This window comes from Pseudomonas sp. Y3 TE3536 (genome assembly GCF_053629175.1).
This window is the reverse complement of the sequence record NZ_JBRJHU010000001.1, coordinates 5,001,815-5,019,835: the sequence shown is the minus strand read 5'-3', so window position 1 is coordinate 5,019,835 and position 18,021 is coordinate 5,001,815. Positions and strand designations below refer to the sequence as shown.

Genomic DNA, 18,021 nt, shown 5'->3' with positions numbered 1-18,021 from the left:
GATTTCCTCAGTCCCTGACCTGGTCCTTCACCCAGTCCAGCATCCCCCCCGGCACGATCAGTTCATGCCGTGCCCGCGAACAGGCGGTATACAGGCCCGCCAGCATCCGCGCCCGTTCGTTGCGATTGCCCGCCGCCACGGGCGCGACCATCAGCTCCGGTGACACCATCACCCGGGCGAATTCCATGTTCTTCACGTCCCGCACCCGCCCCAGGAACAGCTTGGGCGCCTTGTCCCAGCGATAACGGCTCTTGGCCTTGGCGAAATGCTCTGGCGTATAACCCTTGCGCAGCATGTTGGCGACCGCCACGAAGGCTTTGTCGTCGCCCTTGTCCTGCTCCAGCGCCTGCCAACTGGCGTAGCGGAACAGCATGGGGTGACGCGGCCGGGTGCCGTAGCGGTACAGCTCGATGCAATCTTCGACGAACAGCTCGAAATCCTTGCGCGCACTCTTCAACAACACGAACGGCACCCCTTGGTGCGTAAGGCGCTGGAACCAGCCAAACAGGCCCCACTCGTCATCGACAATCAGTGCCGTGGGCTGCTCTGGCACCGTGACCGTGTCGAAGAAACTGACCCGGGTGTAGTGCTCGGCACTGCCGCTGAATGCCGCCTGGATCTTGGCCGGATGCGCCTGGATCAGCGGGTTGAGGACGTTATCCATGGCGGGCCCGGCGCGCAGCGAATGGTCGATGTAACGCTGGCGGATGAAGCCACCGTGGTGCGGGCTCAGGCCATTGAGGTTCTGCAGCTCGTCGCCCAGGGTGATGATCGACTGCGGGCTGCGGTCCAGCACGGCGAGCATCGGTGCCGACAGCTCGTGGGCCTCGTCGACGATGACGTGGGTGTACCGACTGTCGATCATGTCAGCGGTCAGCGACAGCAGTTTGACCCGGTGGTAATCACGCACCGGCAGTTGAATCTCCCGCGCTGAGGGGCGAATCAGCTCCTGCCAGTACAGCCGGGCCTTTTCCAGCAGCACTTCCTGGTCCAGTGGCGAGGTGCCCGGCCCGGCCCAAGGCAAATGGTGCAGCTGGACCTCTGCATCGCCGCTGCGGCAGAAACTGCGCACGGCCTTGATGCACAAGGCAACCACGTCGCGGGCCGCGAGCGGGCCGATATCGGGGATATTCAGCCACTTCACCACCTGCGCCTCCTGCGGGCGCCAGGACAATTTGGTGCGGTACGGGTCACGCAAGCGCCAACCGTTGCTGGTGAGGTCTCGGTTGAGAAGCTCGTCTGCCAGTTGGCCGAAGGTCAGTGCGGTGTAGGCTTGGGCGTCCTTGACGCGTGCCTGCAACGCGCGCAGCTGGCCCTCGGTCAAGGCCAGCAGCAGCGTGCGCTGGGGGTCGAGCAAACGGGCGAACTGGTGAATCAGGAACGTCTTGCCGGTGCCGGCAAAGCCTTGCACCGCCACCGACTCGTCAACACCTGACAGAAACTCGCGCAGCAGGCGGTTTTGTTGATCGCTCAGCAGCAGGTCGCTGGCCAGCGATGGCAGATAGACGGGGTGCAGCGGCGTGACCTGTTGGCGGTAGGTATCGGCAAATTGGAAACTCCACTGGCCTTGGTCATCGTGCAGGTCCTCGACGTCGTATTGGACCTCGGCGGACAGCAAACCGATGCCATTCTCACCCAGCATGCCAAGGCCCATGGCGAATGCCTCGCGGTCGAAGTGCTGCGCCACCTGGCCTTGAAAGCGCCCCGGCGCGGCCGTTTCGACCTCGTTGGCGATGCGCACGATTTCGGCAAAGCGCCGCTCCTGAGCGTCGGCCGTTGCAGTGGCGGGCTGGCGTGGCAGGTTTTGCACGAACAGCACCGCCGCGGCCTCCAGCAAACTGGCAGTCGGGAAAAAGTCGCTGGCGGTGGGTTCGCTGGCAAGGCGGTCGGCTTGGTCGCTGGGCAATGGCAGGTAGAACATCGGGACCTCGGGTGGAAACAGGTCGGCACGATAGCAACTTTCCGTGGGGGGTGCTGGGTTCAATGTGCCGGCTGCCGGCCCTCAGCCCCTGCGCCGTTTCAGGGTCTCGCTCGGCAACTCCTTGAACAGCTGCCGGTAACTCTCGGAAAACCGCCCCAGGTGCCAGAACGACCAGCGCATGGCGACTTCCGCTACCGTTACCTCGCCACCGCGCAACAAGTCCCGTCGCGCACCGTTTAGCCGGCGTAACCGCAGCCAGGTCCCCGGCGGCATACCGGTAAAGGCCTTGAACGCCTGCTGCAACTGGCGCAGCGAAACTCCGGCCACGTCAGCCAGTGCCACTAGGTTGAGGGTTTCTTCGGGGCAGTCCGCCGCCCATTCACTGACCCGGCGCATGATCGAGCGCTCTTCACTGCGCCTGCCCAGCGCACCGCTGTCCAGCCGCTGGCAGGCACTGTCGAGGATGAACAGGCAGTCTTCCAGCAACTGCTCCGCCAGCGCCTGCCCCTGCAGCGGGCAATCGGCGTTGCCCAGACGGGTCAAGGTGGCGCTCAGCCAACTGCCGAACAAGGCGTTCTGGCCACTGCCCAATGGCACCATGAACAAGCCTTCCAGGCGCTGCGTATCCAGGCCATGACGGGCCAGAAACGCCTGGTCGAACACCACGGCCACCTCTTCGTAGTTCTCCGGGGTGATCCAGATATTGCGGCTCTGCTCGTTGAGCAGGTACAGGCTGTTTTCGCTGCGGTCGAAACAGAACGCCAGCGATCCACTGGGGGGGCGAAAGAACTGCTCGACTCGGGTATTGAGCCGCTCTTCATAAACCTCCACGCCATCGAGCCCCAGGCAACGCAGTTCGCCGCTGAAATGCCCGGGCGACATTTGCCGGTATTGCTGTTGCCAGCCAGGGGTGGCACGCACCTGCTCGGTGACGTCGGTGGTGTGGAAAGCCTGAACCTGCAAGGCGTTGAGCGTTGTCACGCATTGTCCTGTATGCACTCTTTTGGTGCATTGATTATCGTAGAAAGTGGATAGATCGCCCCGGGGGGCTGCGACCAAGATAGTCTCCAGCGCGTCACCTGGGAAGCCACCCGCTCCCGCCGCGCACACAAAAACCCAACCAAGAGGTCTGTATGAACGCCCCCTTCGATCAGCTGTCCACGTGGCTGAAAGAACACCGGATCACCGAAGTCGAATGCGTGATCAGCGACCTGACCGGCATCGCCCGCGGCAAGATCGCACCGACCGCCAAATTCCTGCACGAACGTGGCATGCGTCTGCCCGAGAGCGTGCTGTTGCAGACGGTCACCGGCGACTACGTTGACGACGACATCTACTACAGCCTGCTCGATGCCGCCGACATCGACATGGTCTGCCGCCCTGACCCGACTGCGGTGTACCAGATCCCCTGGGCAATCGAGCCGACCGCGATCGTGATTCACGACACCTTCGACAAGCAAGGCAACCCGATCGAGCTGTCGCCGCGCAACGTGTTGAAGAAGGTGCTGAAGCTGTACGCCGACAAAGGCTGGCAGCCGATTGTCGCACCGGAGATGGAGTTCTACCTGACCAAGCGTTGCGAAGACCCAGACCTGCCGCTGCAGGTACCCCTGGGGCGCTCGGGCCGCGCAGAAAGCGGTCGCCAGTCGTTTTCGATCGATGCCGCCAACGAATTCGACCCGCTGTTCGAAGACGTCTATGACTGGTGCGAACTGCAGGGCCTTGACCTGGACACCCTGATCCATGAAGACGGCCCGGCGCAGATGGAGATCAACTTCCGCCACGGCGACGCCCTGGACCTGGCCGACCAGATCACCGTGTTCAAGCGCACCATGCGTGAAGCCGCGCTCAAGCACAACGTGGCGGCCACCTTCATGGCCAAGCCGATCACTGACGAACCTGGCAGTGCCATGCACCTGCACCAGAGCGTGGTCGACATCGCGACCGGCAAGCCGGTGTTCGCCAATGAAGACGGCAGCATGAGCGAGCTGTTCCTGCACCACATCGGCGGGCTGCAGAAGTACATCCCCAAGCTGCTGCCGATGTTCGCACCTAACGTCAACTCGTTCCGCCGCTTCTTGCCGGACACGTCGGCACCGGTCAACGTCGAGTGGGGTGAAGAAAACCGCACCGCCGGCCTGCGTGTGCCGACCTCCAGCCCCGACGCAATGCGCGTGGAAAACCGCCTGCCGGGCGCTGATGCCAACCCTTACCTGGCCATCGCTGCCAGCCTGCTGTGCGGCTACCTGGGCATGGTCGAGAAGATCAACCCGAGTGCGCCGGTGCAGGGCCGGGCTTATGAGCGACGCAACCTGCGCCTGCCCATCACCATCGAGGATGCCCTGCAGCACATGGAAGACTGCGAAACCGTGCAGCAGTACCTGGGCAAGCAGTTCGTCCAAGGCTACGTAGCGGTCAAGCGTGCCGAGCACGAGAACTACAAACGGGTGATCAGTTCCTGGGAACGTGAATTCCTGATGCTCAGCGTTTAAACCCAAGGGCACTGCCCGTGCGATGACGCAAGGCCACGCTTTCCTGTGGGGGCGGCCTTGCGTCGCGAAAGGGCTGCAACGCAGCCCCCGATACACCGAACCCAAGAACAAGACCAACGAGGTGTCGACATGCGTCATCTGCAATCCCTGGTTCCCGCTGCATTCACCTTACTGTTCGGCGCAGCTGCCCAGGCCGCGCCGACCGTCAGCGTGTACAACTGGACCGACTACATCGGTGACACGACACTGGCCGACTTCCAGGCCAGCAGTGGGATCAAGGTGGTCTATGACGTGTTCGATTCCAACGAAACCCTGGAGGGCAAGCTGCTGGCCGGCCGCACTGGCTACGATGTGGTCGTGCCCTCGAACCACTTCCTCGCCCGCCAGGCCCAGGCCGGTGCGTTTTTGCCGCTGGACCGCAGCAAGCTACCCAACTGGAAGCACCTGGACCCTAAACTGCTCAAACAGCTTGAGCAGAACGACCCCGGCAACCAGTACGCGGTGCCCTACCTGTGGGGCACCAATGGCATCGGCTACAACGTCGACAAGGTCAAGGCCGCGCTGGGCGTGGACCACATCGACTCCTGGGCGGTGCTGTTCGAGCCCGAGAACCTGAAAAAACTCAAGCAGTGTGGCGTGGCCTTCATGGACTCGCCCGACGAGCTGTTCCCGGCCATTCTCAACTACCTGGGCATGGACCCACGCAGCGAAAAGCCCGAAGACTATGCCAAGGCTGAAGCCCGCCTGCTCGAACTGCGGCCCTACATCACCTACTTCCATTCTTCCAAATATGTCTCGGACCTGGCCAACGGCGATGTCTGCGTGGCCTTCGGCTACTCCGGCGACGTGTTCCAGGCTGCCAACCGCGCAGTGGAAGCCAAGAACGGCGTCAAGGTTGCCTACAGCATTCCCAAGGAAGGCAGCAACCTGTGGTTCGACCTGCTGGCCATCCCGAAGGACGCCAGCAACCCGGACCAGGCACTAGCGTTCATCAACTACCTGCTTGAGCCTCAAGTAATCGCTAAAGTCAGTGCCACGGTCGGCTATGCCAACGCCAACCCCGACGCCCAGGCCTACATGGATGCGTCCCTGGTGAACAACCCCGAGGTCTATCCACCCCAGCAAGTGCTGGACAAGCTGTACATCTCCAGCACGCCAAGCCCCAAGATCATGCGCGTGATGACCCGCTCCTGGAGCAAGATCAAGTCCAACCGTTGAGCCGAGAACGCACCATGCCTTTCGATACGCTGCACACCGCTTCGTACTACGCCGCCACGGCACGCGAGACGGCGCCCTACCCCAGCCTCGACGGCGAACTGAGCGCCGATGTGTGCGTGGTCGGCGGTGGCCTGACCGGGGTCAATACCGCACTGGAGCTTGCCGAGCGCGGCCTTTCGGTGATCGTGCTGGAAGCCAGGCGGATCGGCTGGGGTGCCAGTGGGCGCAATGGCGGCCAACTGATCCGCGGTATCGGCCATGACGTCAGTGGTTTTGCCCGCTATGTCGGCCAGGACGGCGTGCGCTACCTGCAACAGGCCGGCATCGATTCGGTCGCGTTGGTGGCCAGGCGCATCGAGCAATACGGCATTGCCTGCGACCTGCGGTGGGGCTTCTGCGAACTGGCCAACACCCCCGCCCAGTTTGCCGCCTTCAAGGCAGAACAGGAGGACCTGGCCGCGCTGGGTTATCGCCACGAAACCCGCCTGGTCAGCCCCGAGCACATGCACCAGATCGTCGCCAGCGACCAGTACGCCGGCGGCCTGGTCGACATGGGCTCGGGCCATCTGCACCCACTGGACCTGGTACAGGGCGAAGCACGTGCGGCCGCAGCCCTTGGCGTGCGCATTTTCGAGCAGAGCCCGGTGCTACGCATCGACCACGGCCCGACCGTGACCCTGCATACCGCCCGCGGCAAGGTCAGGGCACAGAGCCTCGTGCTTGGCTGCAACGCGCACCTCGATGAACTGGAGCCGCGCCTGAGCGGCAAGGTGCTGCCGGCCGGCAGTTACGTGGTGGCCACCCAGCCACTGCCCGAGGCGCTCGCCAATAGCCTGATCCCCCAGAACATGGCGCTTTGCGACCAGAAGGTCGGCCTGGACTACTACCGCCTCACTGCCGACCGTCGTTTGCTGTTCGGCGGTGCCTGCCACTATTCCGGGCGCGACCCCAAGGACATCGCCGCGTACATGCGGCCGAAAGTGCTCAAGGTGTTCCCGCAGTTGGCCGAGGTACGCATCGACTACCAATGGGGCGGCATGATCGGCATCACGGCCAACCGCTTCCCGCAGGTCGGGCGGCTGCGCCAGCACCCTAACGTTTACTACGCCCAAGGCTATTCAGGGCACGGGCTGAACGTGACCCACTGGACAGCCAAGCTGCTGGCCGAGGGTATTGCCGTGGGCCACAGCCAAGGGCTGGACGTGTTCAGTGCGGTACCCCACCTGACCTTCCCGGGCGGCAAGGCATTGCGCTCACCGCTGCTGGCGTTGGGGATGTTGTGGTACCGGTTACGCGAGGTGCTGGGGTAGCGCTCGACTTGAGGGTTGTTGCGCCTTTGAGATCGAGCGCCGCCCGCGCGGCGCATCGCGAGCAACGCTCGCTCCTACGTTTGTTTCGGGCCAGTTATTCCTGGGGCAAATGCGCGCGACCGCCTTGGCGCATGACGCGATATCGCGTCGAACAAACAAGGCGGTCGTGCGCGCCTGTCACAGGCGTTACTGGCCGAAAACAAACGTAGGAGCGAGCGTTGCTCGCGATGCGCCGCACGGGCGGCGCTCGATCTCAAAAGCGCTAAAAATCCACCGCCGTACCCATCACAGCCTACCGCCTACACCGCCAAGAAATACACTGCCCACTGGCCAACTGCCCTGCACCTGCTAGCGTTGTTCTGGCCGACCTCTCATGGATGCATCACGATCATGAAATCATTGCCCCGCATCACCTTGTTGTGCGCAGCTTTGCTGGCCGTAGCCGCCTGCTCCAGCAACCGCGTGGACCCCAGTGACTACTCCGGTTTTCTGAAGGACTACAGCCGCTTGCAGCCCGCTGAAAGCCCATCCGGCGCGCCGGTGATGCGCTGGATCGACCCCAAGGTCAACGTCAATCAATACAGCCAGGTGTTCATCGAGCCCAGCCAGTTCTACCCCAAGCCGCAACCGACAGCGGTCATTTCGGCGCAGACGCTGCAGGAGATTACCCGTTACTTCAACGAAGCCATGCGACGTGAATTGGGCAGCGTGCTGACCCTGGCCAAAGCCCCCGGCCCAGGCACCATCGTGGTACGCCCGGCGATCACCGCGGTGTCTACCAGCAACGAAGGCCTAAAGCCTTATGAGGTCATCCCGATTGCGCTGATCTCGGCGGGGGTCAATACCGCCATGGGCGGCCGTGACCAGGAAGTAGATGTTGGCGTAGAGGCGGCCTTCCTGGACGGTGCCAGTCAGAAAGTGCTCGCTCAGGTGGTGCGCAAGGGCGCGGGTAAGGAGCTGGAGAACGACACCCAGAAACTCACCCTCAATGACGTCAAACCGGTGCTCGACGGCTGGGCCAAAGACATGCGCGCGAGCTTCCTGACGCTGAAACAGAAGAGCCGTTGACCGTGTAGGAGCAGCCTTGTGCTGCGAAGAGGCCAGTGACAGCAGCGAAGATTGATGATGTGTTCACTGGCCTCTTCGCAGCACAAGGCTGCTCCTACCGGGTAGCGTGTCAATGCCCTTGATCGGGTAAGGCAACGGCCCCCTGAGTAAACCTAGGGCTGCGAATCAGCACTCGACAAAGGCGACGGCCAGGCCGCCGCGCGAGGTTTCTTTGTAGTTGGAATGCATGTCCGCACCGGTGTCGCGCAGGGTGCGGATAACCTGATCGAGCGATATGAAATGCTCGCCATCACCGCGCAGGGCCATTTGCACCGCGTTGATCGCCTTGACCGCGGCAATCGCATTACGCTCGATGCACGGCACCTGCACCAGGCCACCTACCGGGTCGCAGGTCAGCCCCAGGTTGTGCTCCAGGGCGATTTCCGCGGCATTTTCCAGTTGCGGCGGCGTAGCACCGAGCACTTCGGCCAGGCCAGCGGCTGCCATCGAGCACGCCGAGCCCACTTCACCCTGGCAACCCACTTCAGCACCGGAGATCGACGCGTTGGTCTTGCACAGGATGCCGACTGCGGCCGCCGCCAGCAGGAACCTCACCACATCGTCGTCGCAGGCATCCGGGTTGAACTTCATGTAGTAGTGCAGCACGGCCGGGATGATCCCCGCCGCACCGTTGGTGGGCGCTGTCACCATGCGCCCGCCGGCGGCGTTTTCTTCGTTGACCGCCAGGGCAAACAAGTTGACCCATTCCATGGCGCTCAGGGTCGAGCCGATCACGTTCGGTTTGCCCAACTCCTGCAGGCTGCGGTGCAAACGTGCAGCCCGGCGCTTGACCTTGAGCCCGCCCGGCAGGATGCCCTCATTGCGCAGGCCATTGTCGACGCATTCACGCATCGCCGCCCAGATGCGCATCAAGCCTTCGCGTACCTCGGCTTCCGGGCGCCAGACGCATTCGTTGGCCATCATCAGCTGCGCCACGCCCATTCCGTGCGCCTTGCACAGCGCCAACAGCTCAGCCGCACTGGCAAACGGATACGGCTGTTCGACCGCATTCGCCTCGCTTTGGGGGGCATCGATTTCTTGCTGCTCGACGATGAAACCACCGCCCACCGAATAGTAGGTTTGGCTGAACAGGCTGCCCTGCCCGTCAAGTGCTTCCAGGCTCATGGCGTTCGGGTGGTACGGCAGGCTTTGCTCAAGCAGCAGCATGTCGCGGGTGTAATTGAACGCCAGGGGATGGCTGCCATCGAGCATCAGGCATTGCTCCTGCATCACCTGGCCGATGCGTGGCTCGATCGTGGCCGGGTCGATCCGGTCGGGCCACTGCCCCATCAGGCCAAGCAGGCAGGCACGGTCGGTGGCGTGGCCAACTCCCGTGGCCGAAAGCGAGCCATACAGACGCACTTCGACGCGGCTGACCCGGGCCAGCAAGCCACGCTCACGCAGGGCCTGGGCAAAAGTTGCCGCTGCACGCATCGGGCCTACGGTGTGAGAGCTGGAAGGGCCGATGCCGATTTTGAAGAGGTCGAAAATACTGATAGCCATACTAATGCCTGACCGCGTTGGGCAGAATCGCCAATGCGCGGTTCTCTGGGGAAATTGAACACTACTGCGAACTTGAGCGATACTGACCTGCTCCCGCGTGGATGACCAACGAAACTTCCTAAGCAAGCCTTTAGTGGTACTAAACGATGCGACGACAACTCAATGGCCAAATGTTCGTCTGGTTGCATGTGTTCTCCTGTGCGGCCCGGCATCTGTCATTTACCCGCTGCGCCGAAGAACTGCACATCACCCCTGGCGCCGTCAGCCAGCAAATGCGCCAGCTGGAAGAACGGCTGGGCTATCGCGTGTTCCTGCGCCGCGCCCGTGGGGTTGAGCTGAGCGCCGAAGGCCAACGCCTGGCGCAAACGGTTTCAGAGGCCTATGGCAGCATCGAGGCCGAGCTGCTGCGCCTGGACGCCGGCGAGATCCGCGGCACCCTGCGCCTGCGCTCGATCCCCTCCTTCCTGGCCAAATGGTTGACGCCGCGCCTGCCGCGCTTTCAACAGCGGTATCCGGACATCGAGTTGCGGCTGGTGGCCGAAGACAGTGCGCAAGCCTTGCACCCGGGCGACTTCGACCTGGCCATCGACCTGAACGACGGCAGTTACCCTGGCATGTTGTCGACGCCATTGCTGGACGAGCAGATCTTTCCCGTGTGTTCCCCCACCCTGCTGCGCGGTCGCCCGCCGCTGCACGGGCCGGCTGACCTGGCGCATTACCCGCTGCTGCACGACATCACCGCCTGGCGAGGGGCCTCGGAGTACGCTGAATGGGAGTTCTACCTGGAAGGCATTGGCGCAGGCGGCCTGGACGTGCGCAGGGGCCACACCTTCAACCGCAACCACTTGACCATCGAAGCGGCGATTGCCGGGGTTGGCGTAGCAATCGCGCGGCGGACCTTGCTCAACGATGAACTGGAACGGGGGGCGCTGATCGTGCCGTTCGGCGTGGCGATCGCCAACCACAAGCGCTACGTGGTGCATTACCCACCGGGCGGGCTGACCCAGCCCGGTGCCCGCGCGGTGCATGACTGGCTGGTGGAAGAGGCCCGTGGGTTCAGGGAATTGCACCCGTTGGGTTGAGTGCCTGCCACGGGGCCGCTGGTCGGCCCCGGCTAATAGGCCTGCTTGCCGGTAAAGGCATTCAGCGTGCGCACCAAAATGACGAAATCGAGCCACAAGGACCAGTTGTTGATGTACTCGATGTCCGAGTCGACCCGTTGGATCATCTGCTCGATGTCCTTGGTTTCACCCCGGAACCCCCTGACCTGTGCCAGGCCTGTCATGCCGGGCTTGATGTTGTGTCGCGCGAAGTAGTCGACAATATCCTGCGAATACAGCGTGTCGTGCTGAAGTGCATGCGGGCGCGGCCCCACTAACGACATTTCGCCGGTCAATACATTGAACAACTGCGGCAGTTCATCCAGGCTGGTCTTGCGAATAAAAGCCCCAACGCGGGTCAGCCGCGGGTCGTTCTTCTGGGCCTGTTTGACCACACCGTTTTCCGGTTGGTGAACATGCATGCTGCGGAACTTCCAGATGCGGAACGATTCACCGGTCCAGCCCATGCGTTCTTGCCTGAAGAATACCGGGCCGCGACTGTCTAGCTTGATCGCAATGGCCACTGCCAACAGCACCGGCGATGCACACAACAATATCAGTGCGGCGAGTACTCGGTCTTCGAGGTTTTTAAGGAACAGGCTCATACCGGTCAACGGCGTTTCTGACAACGTCAATACCGGGATACCGGCAATTTCGCGGACGCTGTGGTTGATCAAACGCAGCGAGAAGATATCCGGCACCCAGTTCACTGCAATGCACTTGTCGAGCAACTTCAAATACACTTCGTTAATGACCGCCGAGCCGCCTAATGGCGTCACCAAGTACACCGTGCGAATGGCATGTTTGGCAACGATCTCGTCAAGGTCAGCGACGTGGCCCAGCACAGGCAGGCGTTGCTTTGCATCAGGCGCGCCCTGCTCAGCCACATCGTCTATCAGCACACACCCCAGCACACGCTCACCGAACCACGGGTTGTTGCTGATCTTCTGGTGCAGGAAGTTGGCCAGGTCGCCGGCGCCAATAATCAGTGCGTTGTCCAGCCGGGCGTGCGCGGTAAACCGTTTTTGCAGTTCACGCACTGCAAAATGCAAAAACAACTGCACGACATAACCAATGACAAACAACTGCACCACCAACAACCGCGAATACGTTTCGCTCTGTTTGGTCAAAAACGCCATGACCACCAGAAAACAAAACGTTGCTGACCAGGCCTTGAATAACCTGAACGCCTTGATGGACAAGCCAACGTTGGTCCGATAGATCGCATAATGATCATAAATAACGGCCAGCGCCCCAATCAACAAGAGCAGCATGATCACATAATCCGAAGTAATGTGACCAAACTGATCGTAGATCAAGTACCAGGCGACGCCGGTGACTGCAATCCCATCAAGGCCGGCCTGAATGGCGTTACTTACGCTGCTTCTTCGTTGAAGTAAGGAACGACTGCTTCTGGGTTCGAGAACCATTTCAGACCTCATTAATTAGCGCGTAGCAAATGCCCGGCAGCTTATTCAGTCAATCAATACCAGCCTTTAAAATATGATCCTGTACACTGAATGGTCTTCGCCGCCCCCCTGGGCGCTTGCTATTACTGTAGCAGTCGCCCGCCCACGCAGCGGGCAGAATCACCCCTGCCCTGGCTTTTGGCCGTTTCAGACGATTCAGGTGGCAGAATCATCAGATGCGCCTTGGGGTGTTTCGGGCCTCGAGCGTCATTGCCTTGGTGCACAACAGGGTGCGTAACAGGAACAGCGGGTTGCCCACCACGTAGCGCATGAACAAGCGCCTGGGCTCCCTCAGCAAGCGGTAGACCCACTCCCCGCCCAATCGCCGTAGCCATTGCGGTGCCCGGCTGACCTTGCCGCCGAGAAAATCCAGAATCGCCCCGCCACACACGATCAGGCACGGGCCCCCACTGGCAGCCAGACGAGCGGCAACGGCTTCTTGCTTGGGCATCCCCATGCCCAGCACGATCAGCTCTGGCTGCGTTACCCGCGCAAGCTCCAGGTAGGTGGCCATTTCGGCAAACCCGTCGTGAACCGACACCGGCAACACACCAAACCGCGCCTCGCTGCACGCTACGGCCCGGCTCAAGAACGGCTCCTGAGTGCCCCAGAATGCCACCCGCCGCCCCTTGAAGGCCGCCAGCAGCTTGGGGATGAAATCCGTGCCATTCATGTTCAGCCCAGGAGCCAGCCCCAGGCGGCGATACAGGATTGACATGCCGGCACCATCGCGCAGCAGCACATCGGCCGAGGCCAGCGATTGGCAGTAATTGGCATTGCCCGCGACCAGGTTCATGGCGTGGGCGTTAACGAAACCCAGCACCGTGGGCGCCTCAGATTGGCACAGGGCCTCGAGCAAGCGCTGCTCGTGTGCAGGGTCACTCACGGTCTGAAGTTTGCCGATAATCGCTTTCCAGCTGCTTTGCCATTCGCCCATTAGCTGTCATCCCGTTTCGAGCGCACCCACTCCACCTGTCGCTTGATCAAGAACCCCAGGTACAGGGGTATCTTCCTCGCGGCGTAGAACGGGGCGTAAAGCAAGACCGAAAAGGGGATCAGTTCACGAGAAAACCGGCCCCACGCCAGCAGAACTGCAACACCCAGCATGACCAGGGCACCCGTGGCGACCCATGCAGGTGCAGTGATACCGAACAGCAGCGCGGCCAGCCAGGCAACACATGCAACCCCTACCAGGGCCATGACCAGCAACGCCAATGGCGGCACCAGCAGGTCCAGGGTCATGGCCAGCAAGGGCGCGTTACGCCGAGTGACCGCGCTCACCAGCAGCTTGGGCACCTCGGCCAGGATCACCCCCAGGTGGCCATGCTCCCAGCGGGTGCGCTGGCTGCTCAAGCCTTCCTGGCTAAGCGGAAACTGGCTGGTGACCTGCGCATCCGGGCAAAACAGCGGCGGTTTGCCGATTCGGCAAAAGTCCAGGCCAAGCTTCAAGTCTTCGACGAGGTGCCCATTGGCCAGGTCGACCGCAACCAGGTCGCGCCAACTGAAGGCCATACCCGCGCCCATCAGCTGGCAGGGCAAGCCCAGGCGTGCCCAACCACGCGGGCGAACGAGGTTTTTGACCCGCCAGGCAAATTCCGCGATTTGCACCTTCAGGCCCGCGCCGGCGGGCGCGCGCATCAGGTACAGCGCCTGCACCGGCCGTGAAGCTTCGAGGCAACGGCGTGCCAGCAGGTCAATGGCGCCCTCGCCCACCTGGCAATCGGCGTCAACGATAATGACCACCTCGGGTGGACGCTGCGCCAGATGCCGTACACCGAAATCCAGCGCATACCCCTTGCCGCGCAACAGGTCGCTGTCGCGCTCCACCACCTCAGCGCCCGCGCTGCGTGCCAACTGCGCGGTGTCGTCGGTGCAGTTGTCCGCCACCACCAGCAAGCGGTCATGCGCCAGCATTTGCGGGCCGACACTGGCCAGGGTCGACCGAATGATCAAGGCCTCGTTGTGCGCGGGCACCAGCACCGCCACGCGCGGGCGCCTGCCATCCGCCCCAGGTCGTGATCGCACCGGCAGGCACGCCAGCAGTACCTGCGCAAACAGCACCAGCGCGGGCACGAAGATGCAAAACGCCACCAGGCTCAATAACCACGCCACGATGCTGATCATGCGGATGCCTTGAAGTAGCGGGCCAGCTTGGCGGCCTCGGTGTCGATATCGTGGCGTTGCAGCACCCGCTGGTAAGCGGCTTCGCCCATGCGCTGCAACACGTCGGCCGGTTGCGACAGGCAGTCGGCCATTGCCGCAGCCAACTCCTCTACCGTGCCGGCGGGGAACAACCAGCCGTTTTCGCCCTGGCGCACCAACTCCGGGATGCCTGCCACGTAGGTGGTCAGCACCGGCCGGCGCAATGCCATGGCCTCCATGATCACCACCGGCAGGCCTTCGGCGAAACTCGGCAGCACCAGCGCACGGGCAGCGAGGATTTCCTCCCGCACCTGGGCGCTGCTGATCCAGCCGGTGATGCGTACCTGCGCCTGCAGACCATACCGAGTGACCAAGGCCTCGATCTGCTCGCGCATTTCGCCATCACCCGCCAATACCAGCTCGAATGCAATGGCTTGGGTGGCCAGCAGGTGGGCCGCCTCGATCAGCAACAGTTGGCCCTTCTGCTCGCACAGGCGCCCGACGCACACCAGGCGTGGCGCCGAGGGTGCGACAACGGCGGCAACCGCGTGGAAGTCGCGCTCCAGGCCGCAATGCACGACCTTCACCTTCTCCCAGTGTTCGTGCGCCACCCAACGGAACAACTGGCTGCGCCCATACGAGCTGACCGCCGCCACAAACGCGGCGCGCCGGACTTTTTCGCCCACGTGCAGAAACTGTGGTTTGTCGAATTCTTCCGGCCCGTGCACGGTAAAGCTGTAGGCAGGCCCGCCGAGGGCATGGGCCAGCATCACCACCTCGGTGGAGTTGGTGCCAAAATGCGCATGAACATGCTTCGCGCCAAAGGCCTGCAACCAGAGCAGTACCTGACAGGCCTCGGCCAGGTACACCAGGTGATAGGGCCAGGCGCGGTCCGCCCGCTGGCCCAGGCGCAGGGCCAACCACAGGGTGGCGAAAAAGCGTCGTGGCTCGGCACGCAGCACCTGCAGCGTGGGCGCCAACAACCCCTTCAGGCCGTGCTGCAACACGTAGCGGGTCTTGCCCCGCTCGGCGATGTCCTCGTCATCCTGCAGTTCGGCATCCCAACCCCGCAAGGCAATGCGCTGGATCTCCATGCCCTGGCGCTCCAACGCCAGAATTTCGCGTCGAATGAAGCTGTGGCTGACTTTCGGGTACTGATTGATGAAGTAAGCAATGCGCATATAAATCCAGATCAATGCCTGCGTAATGAGCCTTACCAACTGCAACCCGTTACTTCAGGCTGTCGATCGCCGGCGGCGGGCTCCCTGCCGATGCACGTTCAAGCACATCCCCCTTCATCCCTTGTAGCCCATGGACGGGCTCGCTGCCTGATAAAGCCGCTTCAACGCGCGCGAATACCTCATCCAGCAAGGCATGACGGCGGCGGTACATCGCACGTTTCTTGGGCGCGATGTCGTCTGCGGCGCGTTTGGCAGCGGCCAGCGGCAGGCTGAAGAAGTCGTCGCGCTCCGAAGGCGTTGCGCCGTTTTCCAGCCAGATGGCATCGTAATGGGCGGCCAGGTCGTGTGCCTTGTCAGCGCCAAAGTAAGGATGGCGATGATGCCGGTGCGCATCGCCAACTGCGTAGATGCGCACCACCCCCAGCGTTCTGGCGATGCACTTGAAGGCCTCCAGCAGGAAGCTGCGCGGGCGCAGGCCCTCGAAGTCCTTGGTCAGGTCACGGTAGATGTTCAGCGAAGTTTCGCTGTCGATGCCTTTGTGAATGCCCTGCACGGCGCCGATGAACACGCACAGCTCACCGTGCTGGCGGCACAGGCTGAACGCCAGCGATGCCACGCGCAAATCCCCTTGGAACAGGTTCAGCACCAGCTCCCCTTCGCGCTTGAACCAGATCGGCCGGTCCAGCACCAGGGCGCAGCCCTTCGAATAGGCCGACAGGTCACACAGGGTCAGGCGCTCGTCGCGACCGAGCAGCAGCAACGTGGGAAACTGCCGAGCAACCACCTCAAAATGCGACGCCACCACACCGAGCCGCTCCTGCGCCTCCCAGCCCTTGCTGATGTAGGGCCACTGCACGACGCCAATGCAATCGACCCCAAGCCTTGCAAACCGGTCATCACCCAGCGCCGTCGACATGCGCTGCATGAAGGCCTTCAGCGCGGGCCACTCGCGGGTGATCTGCCGCGTCAGCTTGACCTTGTTGTTCAAGGCCCGCAGCGAGTAGCCGGGCTGCAGGGTGAGCACACTTTTCACTATCGATCTGGCAATCATAGGAATCTCATTTGTACTCGATCAGCACGGCTTTGCCGGCAGAGAACCTGTTCATCAGGAACTTTACCTGCCCAAGCATTTCAGGGAATTTGCCGAGCACCAGGAACACCGCCTGCAGCCAGCGCTCGCGTGTCGGCTTGCCAGCGCGACGCGCCAGGCGCACCGCTTGCAGCGGGTAGATCAGCAACAGCAGCAGCGCCCACACACCCAGCAGGCCACTGGCAAACACGATCGCCAGGGGGATGCCCAAGCCCCAGAGCCAAGCGCGGCGGGACTCTCGCAACCAATGGCGCTCTGGCGCTCGCCCGTGCAAAAAGGCACCCTCGGCATAGGCATGGCCGGCGCGCAAGCTGCGCCGCCACCACTGGCTGAAACGCGTCATGGCAGCGTCGTGCAAGGTCATCTCAGCGGCCAGGCGCCAGATTTTCCACCCCTTGGCGCGCAAGCGAACGCACAGCTCCGGCTCTTCGCCGGCGATCAGATCCGGGCGAAAACCGCTCACTTGCGTGAAGGCATCGATGCGCATCAACGCATCCCCCCCACAGGCCTTGGCCTCACCGATGGGCGTGTCCCATTCCAGGTCACACAGCAGGTTGTACACCGAGCGTTGCGGGAACCGCTCACGGCGCCGCCCGCACACCACCGCTACGTCTGGGCGTGCGTCAAGGAAGGCCTGGGCATTGCCCAGCCAGGCCGCATCCACCTCGCAATCGCCGTCGACAAACTGCACGTAGCGCATCGACGGCAACAGGCGTTGCAGGCGGGTGAAGCCCTCGTTGCGGGCCCGAGCTGCGGTAAACGGCCGGCTCATGTCGAGCGCCAGCACTTCGACCCCTTGGGCCTGTGCCATCTGCACGGAACCGTCGGTGGAGCCTGAGTCCACGTACACCACCCGGTCCGCACCGTGCGCCAACGAGCGCAGGCAGCGCTCCAGGCGCAGGCCCTCGTTGCGTCCAATCACTACAACGCCGATACCTGTCTCCATGGGCCTCACTCGACCGTGCACTGCGCCGCCTCGGTGGGGTTGCGCAGCTTGATGGTCGCAGGCACGCCGACCGCCAACGCGTTGTCTGGCACGTCCACCAGCACCACGGCGTTGGCGCCGATGACCACGTTGTTGCCAATGCGGATGTTGCCCAGCACCTTGGCACCTGTGCCAATATCGACGTTATTGCCGAACACCGGCGCAATCGGCTCGCTGACATTCTTCAGCCCCACCACCACGCCGTTGCGAATCCGGCAGTCATCGCCAAAGCGGGCATAACCGCTGATTACGATGCCGCCGAAATGGTCGATGACGAAGTTGCGGCCAATCACAACCTCGCAGGGCAATTCAACACCCGTAATGATCTGCACGAACTTGAACAGGATCTTGTAGAGGATGGAGAACAGTTTGCGCAACAGTGCCGGGCGCACGCCATAGCGCCAGCGCCCGAAGCGATACACCAGCAATACCCAAAACCCCTGGGCGCCCCAATCACCACCGTGTGCACGCAAGTCGGCGCGGATATTCTCGAACATGACGTC

At 62.5% G+C, this 18,021-nt stretch carries 15 protein-coding genes; 5 read left to right on the top strand and 10 right to left on the bottom strand.

What is annotated here, in order from left to right:
• Positions 1–7: 7 nt before the first annotated feature.
• Entirely contained in the window at positions 8–1,921 is a 1,914-nt protein-coding gene (locus tag AB7M33_RS22700) for an AAA family ATPase (RefSeq protein WP_454243665.1), read from the bottom strand.
• An 81-nt stretch (positions 1,922–2,002) separates the two neighbouring features.
• A complete protein-coding gene (locus tag AB7M33_RS22695; protein ID WP_099429435.1) occupies positions 2,003–2,902 on the bottom strand; it encodes a helix-turn-helix domain-containing protein in 900 nt (299 codons plus the stop codon).
• 152 nt (positions 2,903–3,054) lie between these two features.
• Between AB7M33_RS22695 and AB7M33_RS22690 the strand changes: the two genes are divergently transcribed.
• The 4 genes from AB7M33_RS22690 (at position 3,055) to AB7M33_RS22675 (ending at position 8,009) form a co-directional block, all read left to right on the top strand.
• A complete protein-coding gene (locus AB7M33_RS22690) occupies positions 3,055–4,413 on the top strand; it encodes a glutamine synthetase family protein (RefSeq protein ID WP_027596784.1) in 1,359 nt (452 codons plus the stop codon).
• A 129-nt stretch (positions 4,414–4,542) separates the two neighbouring features.
• Positions 4,543–5,631 carry a polyamine ABC transporter substrate-binding protein gene (locus AB7M33_RS22685; protein ID WP_027596783.1) on the top strand — a complete coding sequence of 363 codons (1,089 nt, stop codon included), beginning with the start codon at positions 4,543–4,545 and terminating at the stop codon, positions 5,629–5,631.
• 14 nt (positions 5,632–5,645) lie between these two features.
• Positions 5,646–6,941, top strand: coding sequence for an NAD(P)/FAD-dependent oxidoreductase (locus AB7M33_RS22680; protein ID WP_454243664.1), 1,296 nt, complete (start codon positions 5,646–5,648; stop codon positions 6,939–6,941).
• A gap of 390 nt (positions 6,942–7,331) precedes the next feature.
• Positions 7,332–8,009 carry a DUF3313 domain-containing protein gene (locus AB7M33_RS22675; RefSeq protein ID WP_265969038.1) on the top strand — a complete coding sequence of 226 codons (678 nt, stop codon included), beginning with the start codon at positions 7,332–7,334 and terminating at the stop codon, positions 8,007–8,009.
• A gap of 165 nt (positions 8,010–8,174) precedes the next feature.
• Here the strand turns inward: AB7M33_RS22675 and AB7M33_RS22670 are convergent, their stop codons facing one another.
• A complete protein-coding gene (locus tag AB7M33_RS22670) occupies positions 8,175–9,551 on the bottom strand; it encodes an L-serine ammonia-lyase (protein ID WP_454243663.1) in 1,377 nt (458 codons plus the stop codon).
• A 146-nt stretch (positions 9,552–9,697) separates the two neighbouring features.
• Between AB7M33_RS22670 and AB7M33_RS22665 the strand changes: the two genes are divergently transcribed.
• Positions 9,698–10,633 (top strand): LysR substrate-binding domain-containing protein, encoded by a 936-nt coding sequence (locus AB7M33_RS22665; protein WP_099429440.1) that lies wholly within the window; start codon positions 9,698–9,700, stop codon positions 10,631–10,633.
• A gap of 32 nt (positions 10,634–10,665) precedes the next feature.
• On the opposite strand, the gene AB7M33_RS22660 is transcribed toward AB7M33_RS22665, so the two are convergent.
• From AB7M33_RS22660 to AB7M33_RS22630, 7 genes are all read right to left on the bottom strand, one after another.
• A complete protein-coding gene (locus AB7M33_RS22660) occupies positions 10,666–12,081 on the bottom strand; it encodes an undecaprenyl-phosphate glucose phosphotransferase (protein ID WP_085273370.1) in 1,416 nt (471 codons plus the stop codon).
• 211 nt (positions 12,082–12,292) lie between these two features.
• Positions 12,293–13,057: a WecB/TagA/CpsF family glycosyltransferase gene (locus AB7M33_RS22655; protein WP_265969041.1), complete on the bottom strand. Its 765-nt coding sequence runs from the start codon at positions 13,055–13,057 to the stop codon at positions 12,293–12,295.
• Entirely contained in the window at positions 13,057–14,244 is a 1,188-nt protein-coding gene (locus AB7M33_RS22650) for a glycosyltransferase family 2 protein (RefSeq protein ID WP_099429442.1), read from the bottom strand. The genes AB7M33_RS22655 and AB7M33_RS22650 overlap by 1 nt, the downstream gene beginning before the upstream one ends.
• Positions 14,241–15,443 (bottom strand): glycosyltransferase, encoded by a 1,203-nt coding sequence (locus AB7M33_RS22645; protein WP_454243662.1) that lies wholly within the window; start codon positions 15,441–15,443, stop codon positions 14,241–14,243. Before AB7M33_RS22645 ends, AB7M33_RS22650 begins: the two co-directional genes overlap by 4 nt.
• A 49-nt stretch (positions 15,444–15,492) precedes the next feature.
• Positions 15,493–16,494, bottom strand: coding sequence for a VirK/YbjX family protein (locus AB7M33_RS22640; RefSeq protein WP_085273372.1), 1,002 nt, complete (start codon positions 16,492–16,494; stop codon positions 15,493–15,495).
• A 7-nt stretch (positions 16,495–16,501) separates the two neighbouring features.
• Positions 16,502–17,479 (bottom strand): glycosyltransferase family 2 protein, encoded by a 978-nt coding sequence (locus tag AB7M33_RS22635; protein WP_454243661.1) that lies wholly within the window; start codon positions 17,477–17,479, stop codon positions 16,502–16,504.
• Positions 17,480–17,484: 5 nt separating this feature from the next.
• Positions 17,485–18,015 carry a serine O-acetyltransferase gene (locus tag AB7M33_RS22630; protein ID WP_099454027.1) on the bottom strand — a complete coding sequence of 177 codons (531 nt, stop codon included), beginning with the start codon at positions 18,013–18,015 and terminating at the stop codon, positions 17,485–17,487.
• Between the last annotated feature and the right edge of the window lie 6 nt (positions 18,016–18,021).

Excerpts from the sequence above, each read along its gene's own strand:
- AB7M33_RS22650 (WP_099429442.1), bottom strand. The coding sequence starts at position 14,244 with ATGATCAGCATCGTGGCGTGGTTATTGAGCCTGGTGGCGTTTTGCATC.
- AB7M33_RS22700 (WP_454243665.1), bottom strand. The coding sequence starts at position 1,921 with ATGTTCTACCTGCCATTGCCCAGCGACCAAGCCGACCGCCTTGCCAGC.
- AB7M33_RS22665 (WP_099429440.1), top strand. The coding sequence starts at position 9,698 with ATGCGACGACAACTCAATGGCCAAATGTTCGTCTGGTTGCATGTGTTC.
- AB7M33_RS22655 (WP_265969041.1), bottom strand. The coding sequence starts at position 13,057 with ATGGGCGAATGGCAAAGCAGCTGGAAAGCGATTATCGGCAAACTTCAG.
- AB7M33_RS22670 (WP_454243663.1), bottom strand. The coding sequence starts at position 9,551 with ATGGCTATCAGTATTTTCGACCTCTTCAAAATCGGCATCGGCCCTTCC.
- AB7M33_RS22660 (WP_085273370.1), bottom strand. The coding sequence starts at position 12,081 with ATGGTTCTCGAACCCAGAAGCAGTCGTTCCTTACTTCAACGAAGAAGC.
- AB7M33_RS22680 (WP_454243664.1), top strand. The coding sequence starts at position 5,646 with ATGCCTTTCGATACGCTGCACACCGCTTCGTACTACGCCGCCACGGCA.
- AB7M33_RS22630 (WP_099454027.1), bottom strand. The coding sequence starts at position 18,015 with ATGTTCGAGAATATCCGCGCCGACTTGCGTGCACACGGTGGTGATTGG.
- AB7M33_RS22685 (WP_027596783.1), top strand. The coding sequence starts at position 4,543 with ATGCGTCATCTGCAATCCCTGGTTCCCGCTGCATTCACCTTACTGTTC.
- AB7M33_RS22640 (WP_085273372.1), bottom strand. The coding sequence starts at position 16,494 with ATGATTGCCAGATCGATAGTGAAAAGTGTGCTCACCCTGCAGCCCGGC.
- AB7M33_RS22675 (WP_265969038.1), top strand. The coding sequence starts at position 7,332 with ATGAAATCATTGCCCCGCATCACCTTGTTGTGCGCAGCTTTGCTGGCC.
- AB7M33_RS22690 (WP_027596784.1), top strand. The coding sequence starts at position 3,055 with ATGAACGCCCCCTTCGATCAGCTGTCCACGTGGCTGAAAGAACACCGG.
- AB7M33_RS22635 (WP_454243661.1), bottom strand. The coding sequence starts at position 17,479 with ATGGAGACAGGTATCGGCGTTGTAGTGATTGGACGCAACGAGGGCCTG.
- AB7M33_RS22645 (WP_454243662.1), bottom strand. The coding sequence starts at position 15,443 with ATGCGCATTGCTTACTTCATCAATCAGTACCCGAAAGTCAGCCACAGC.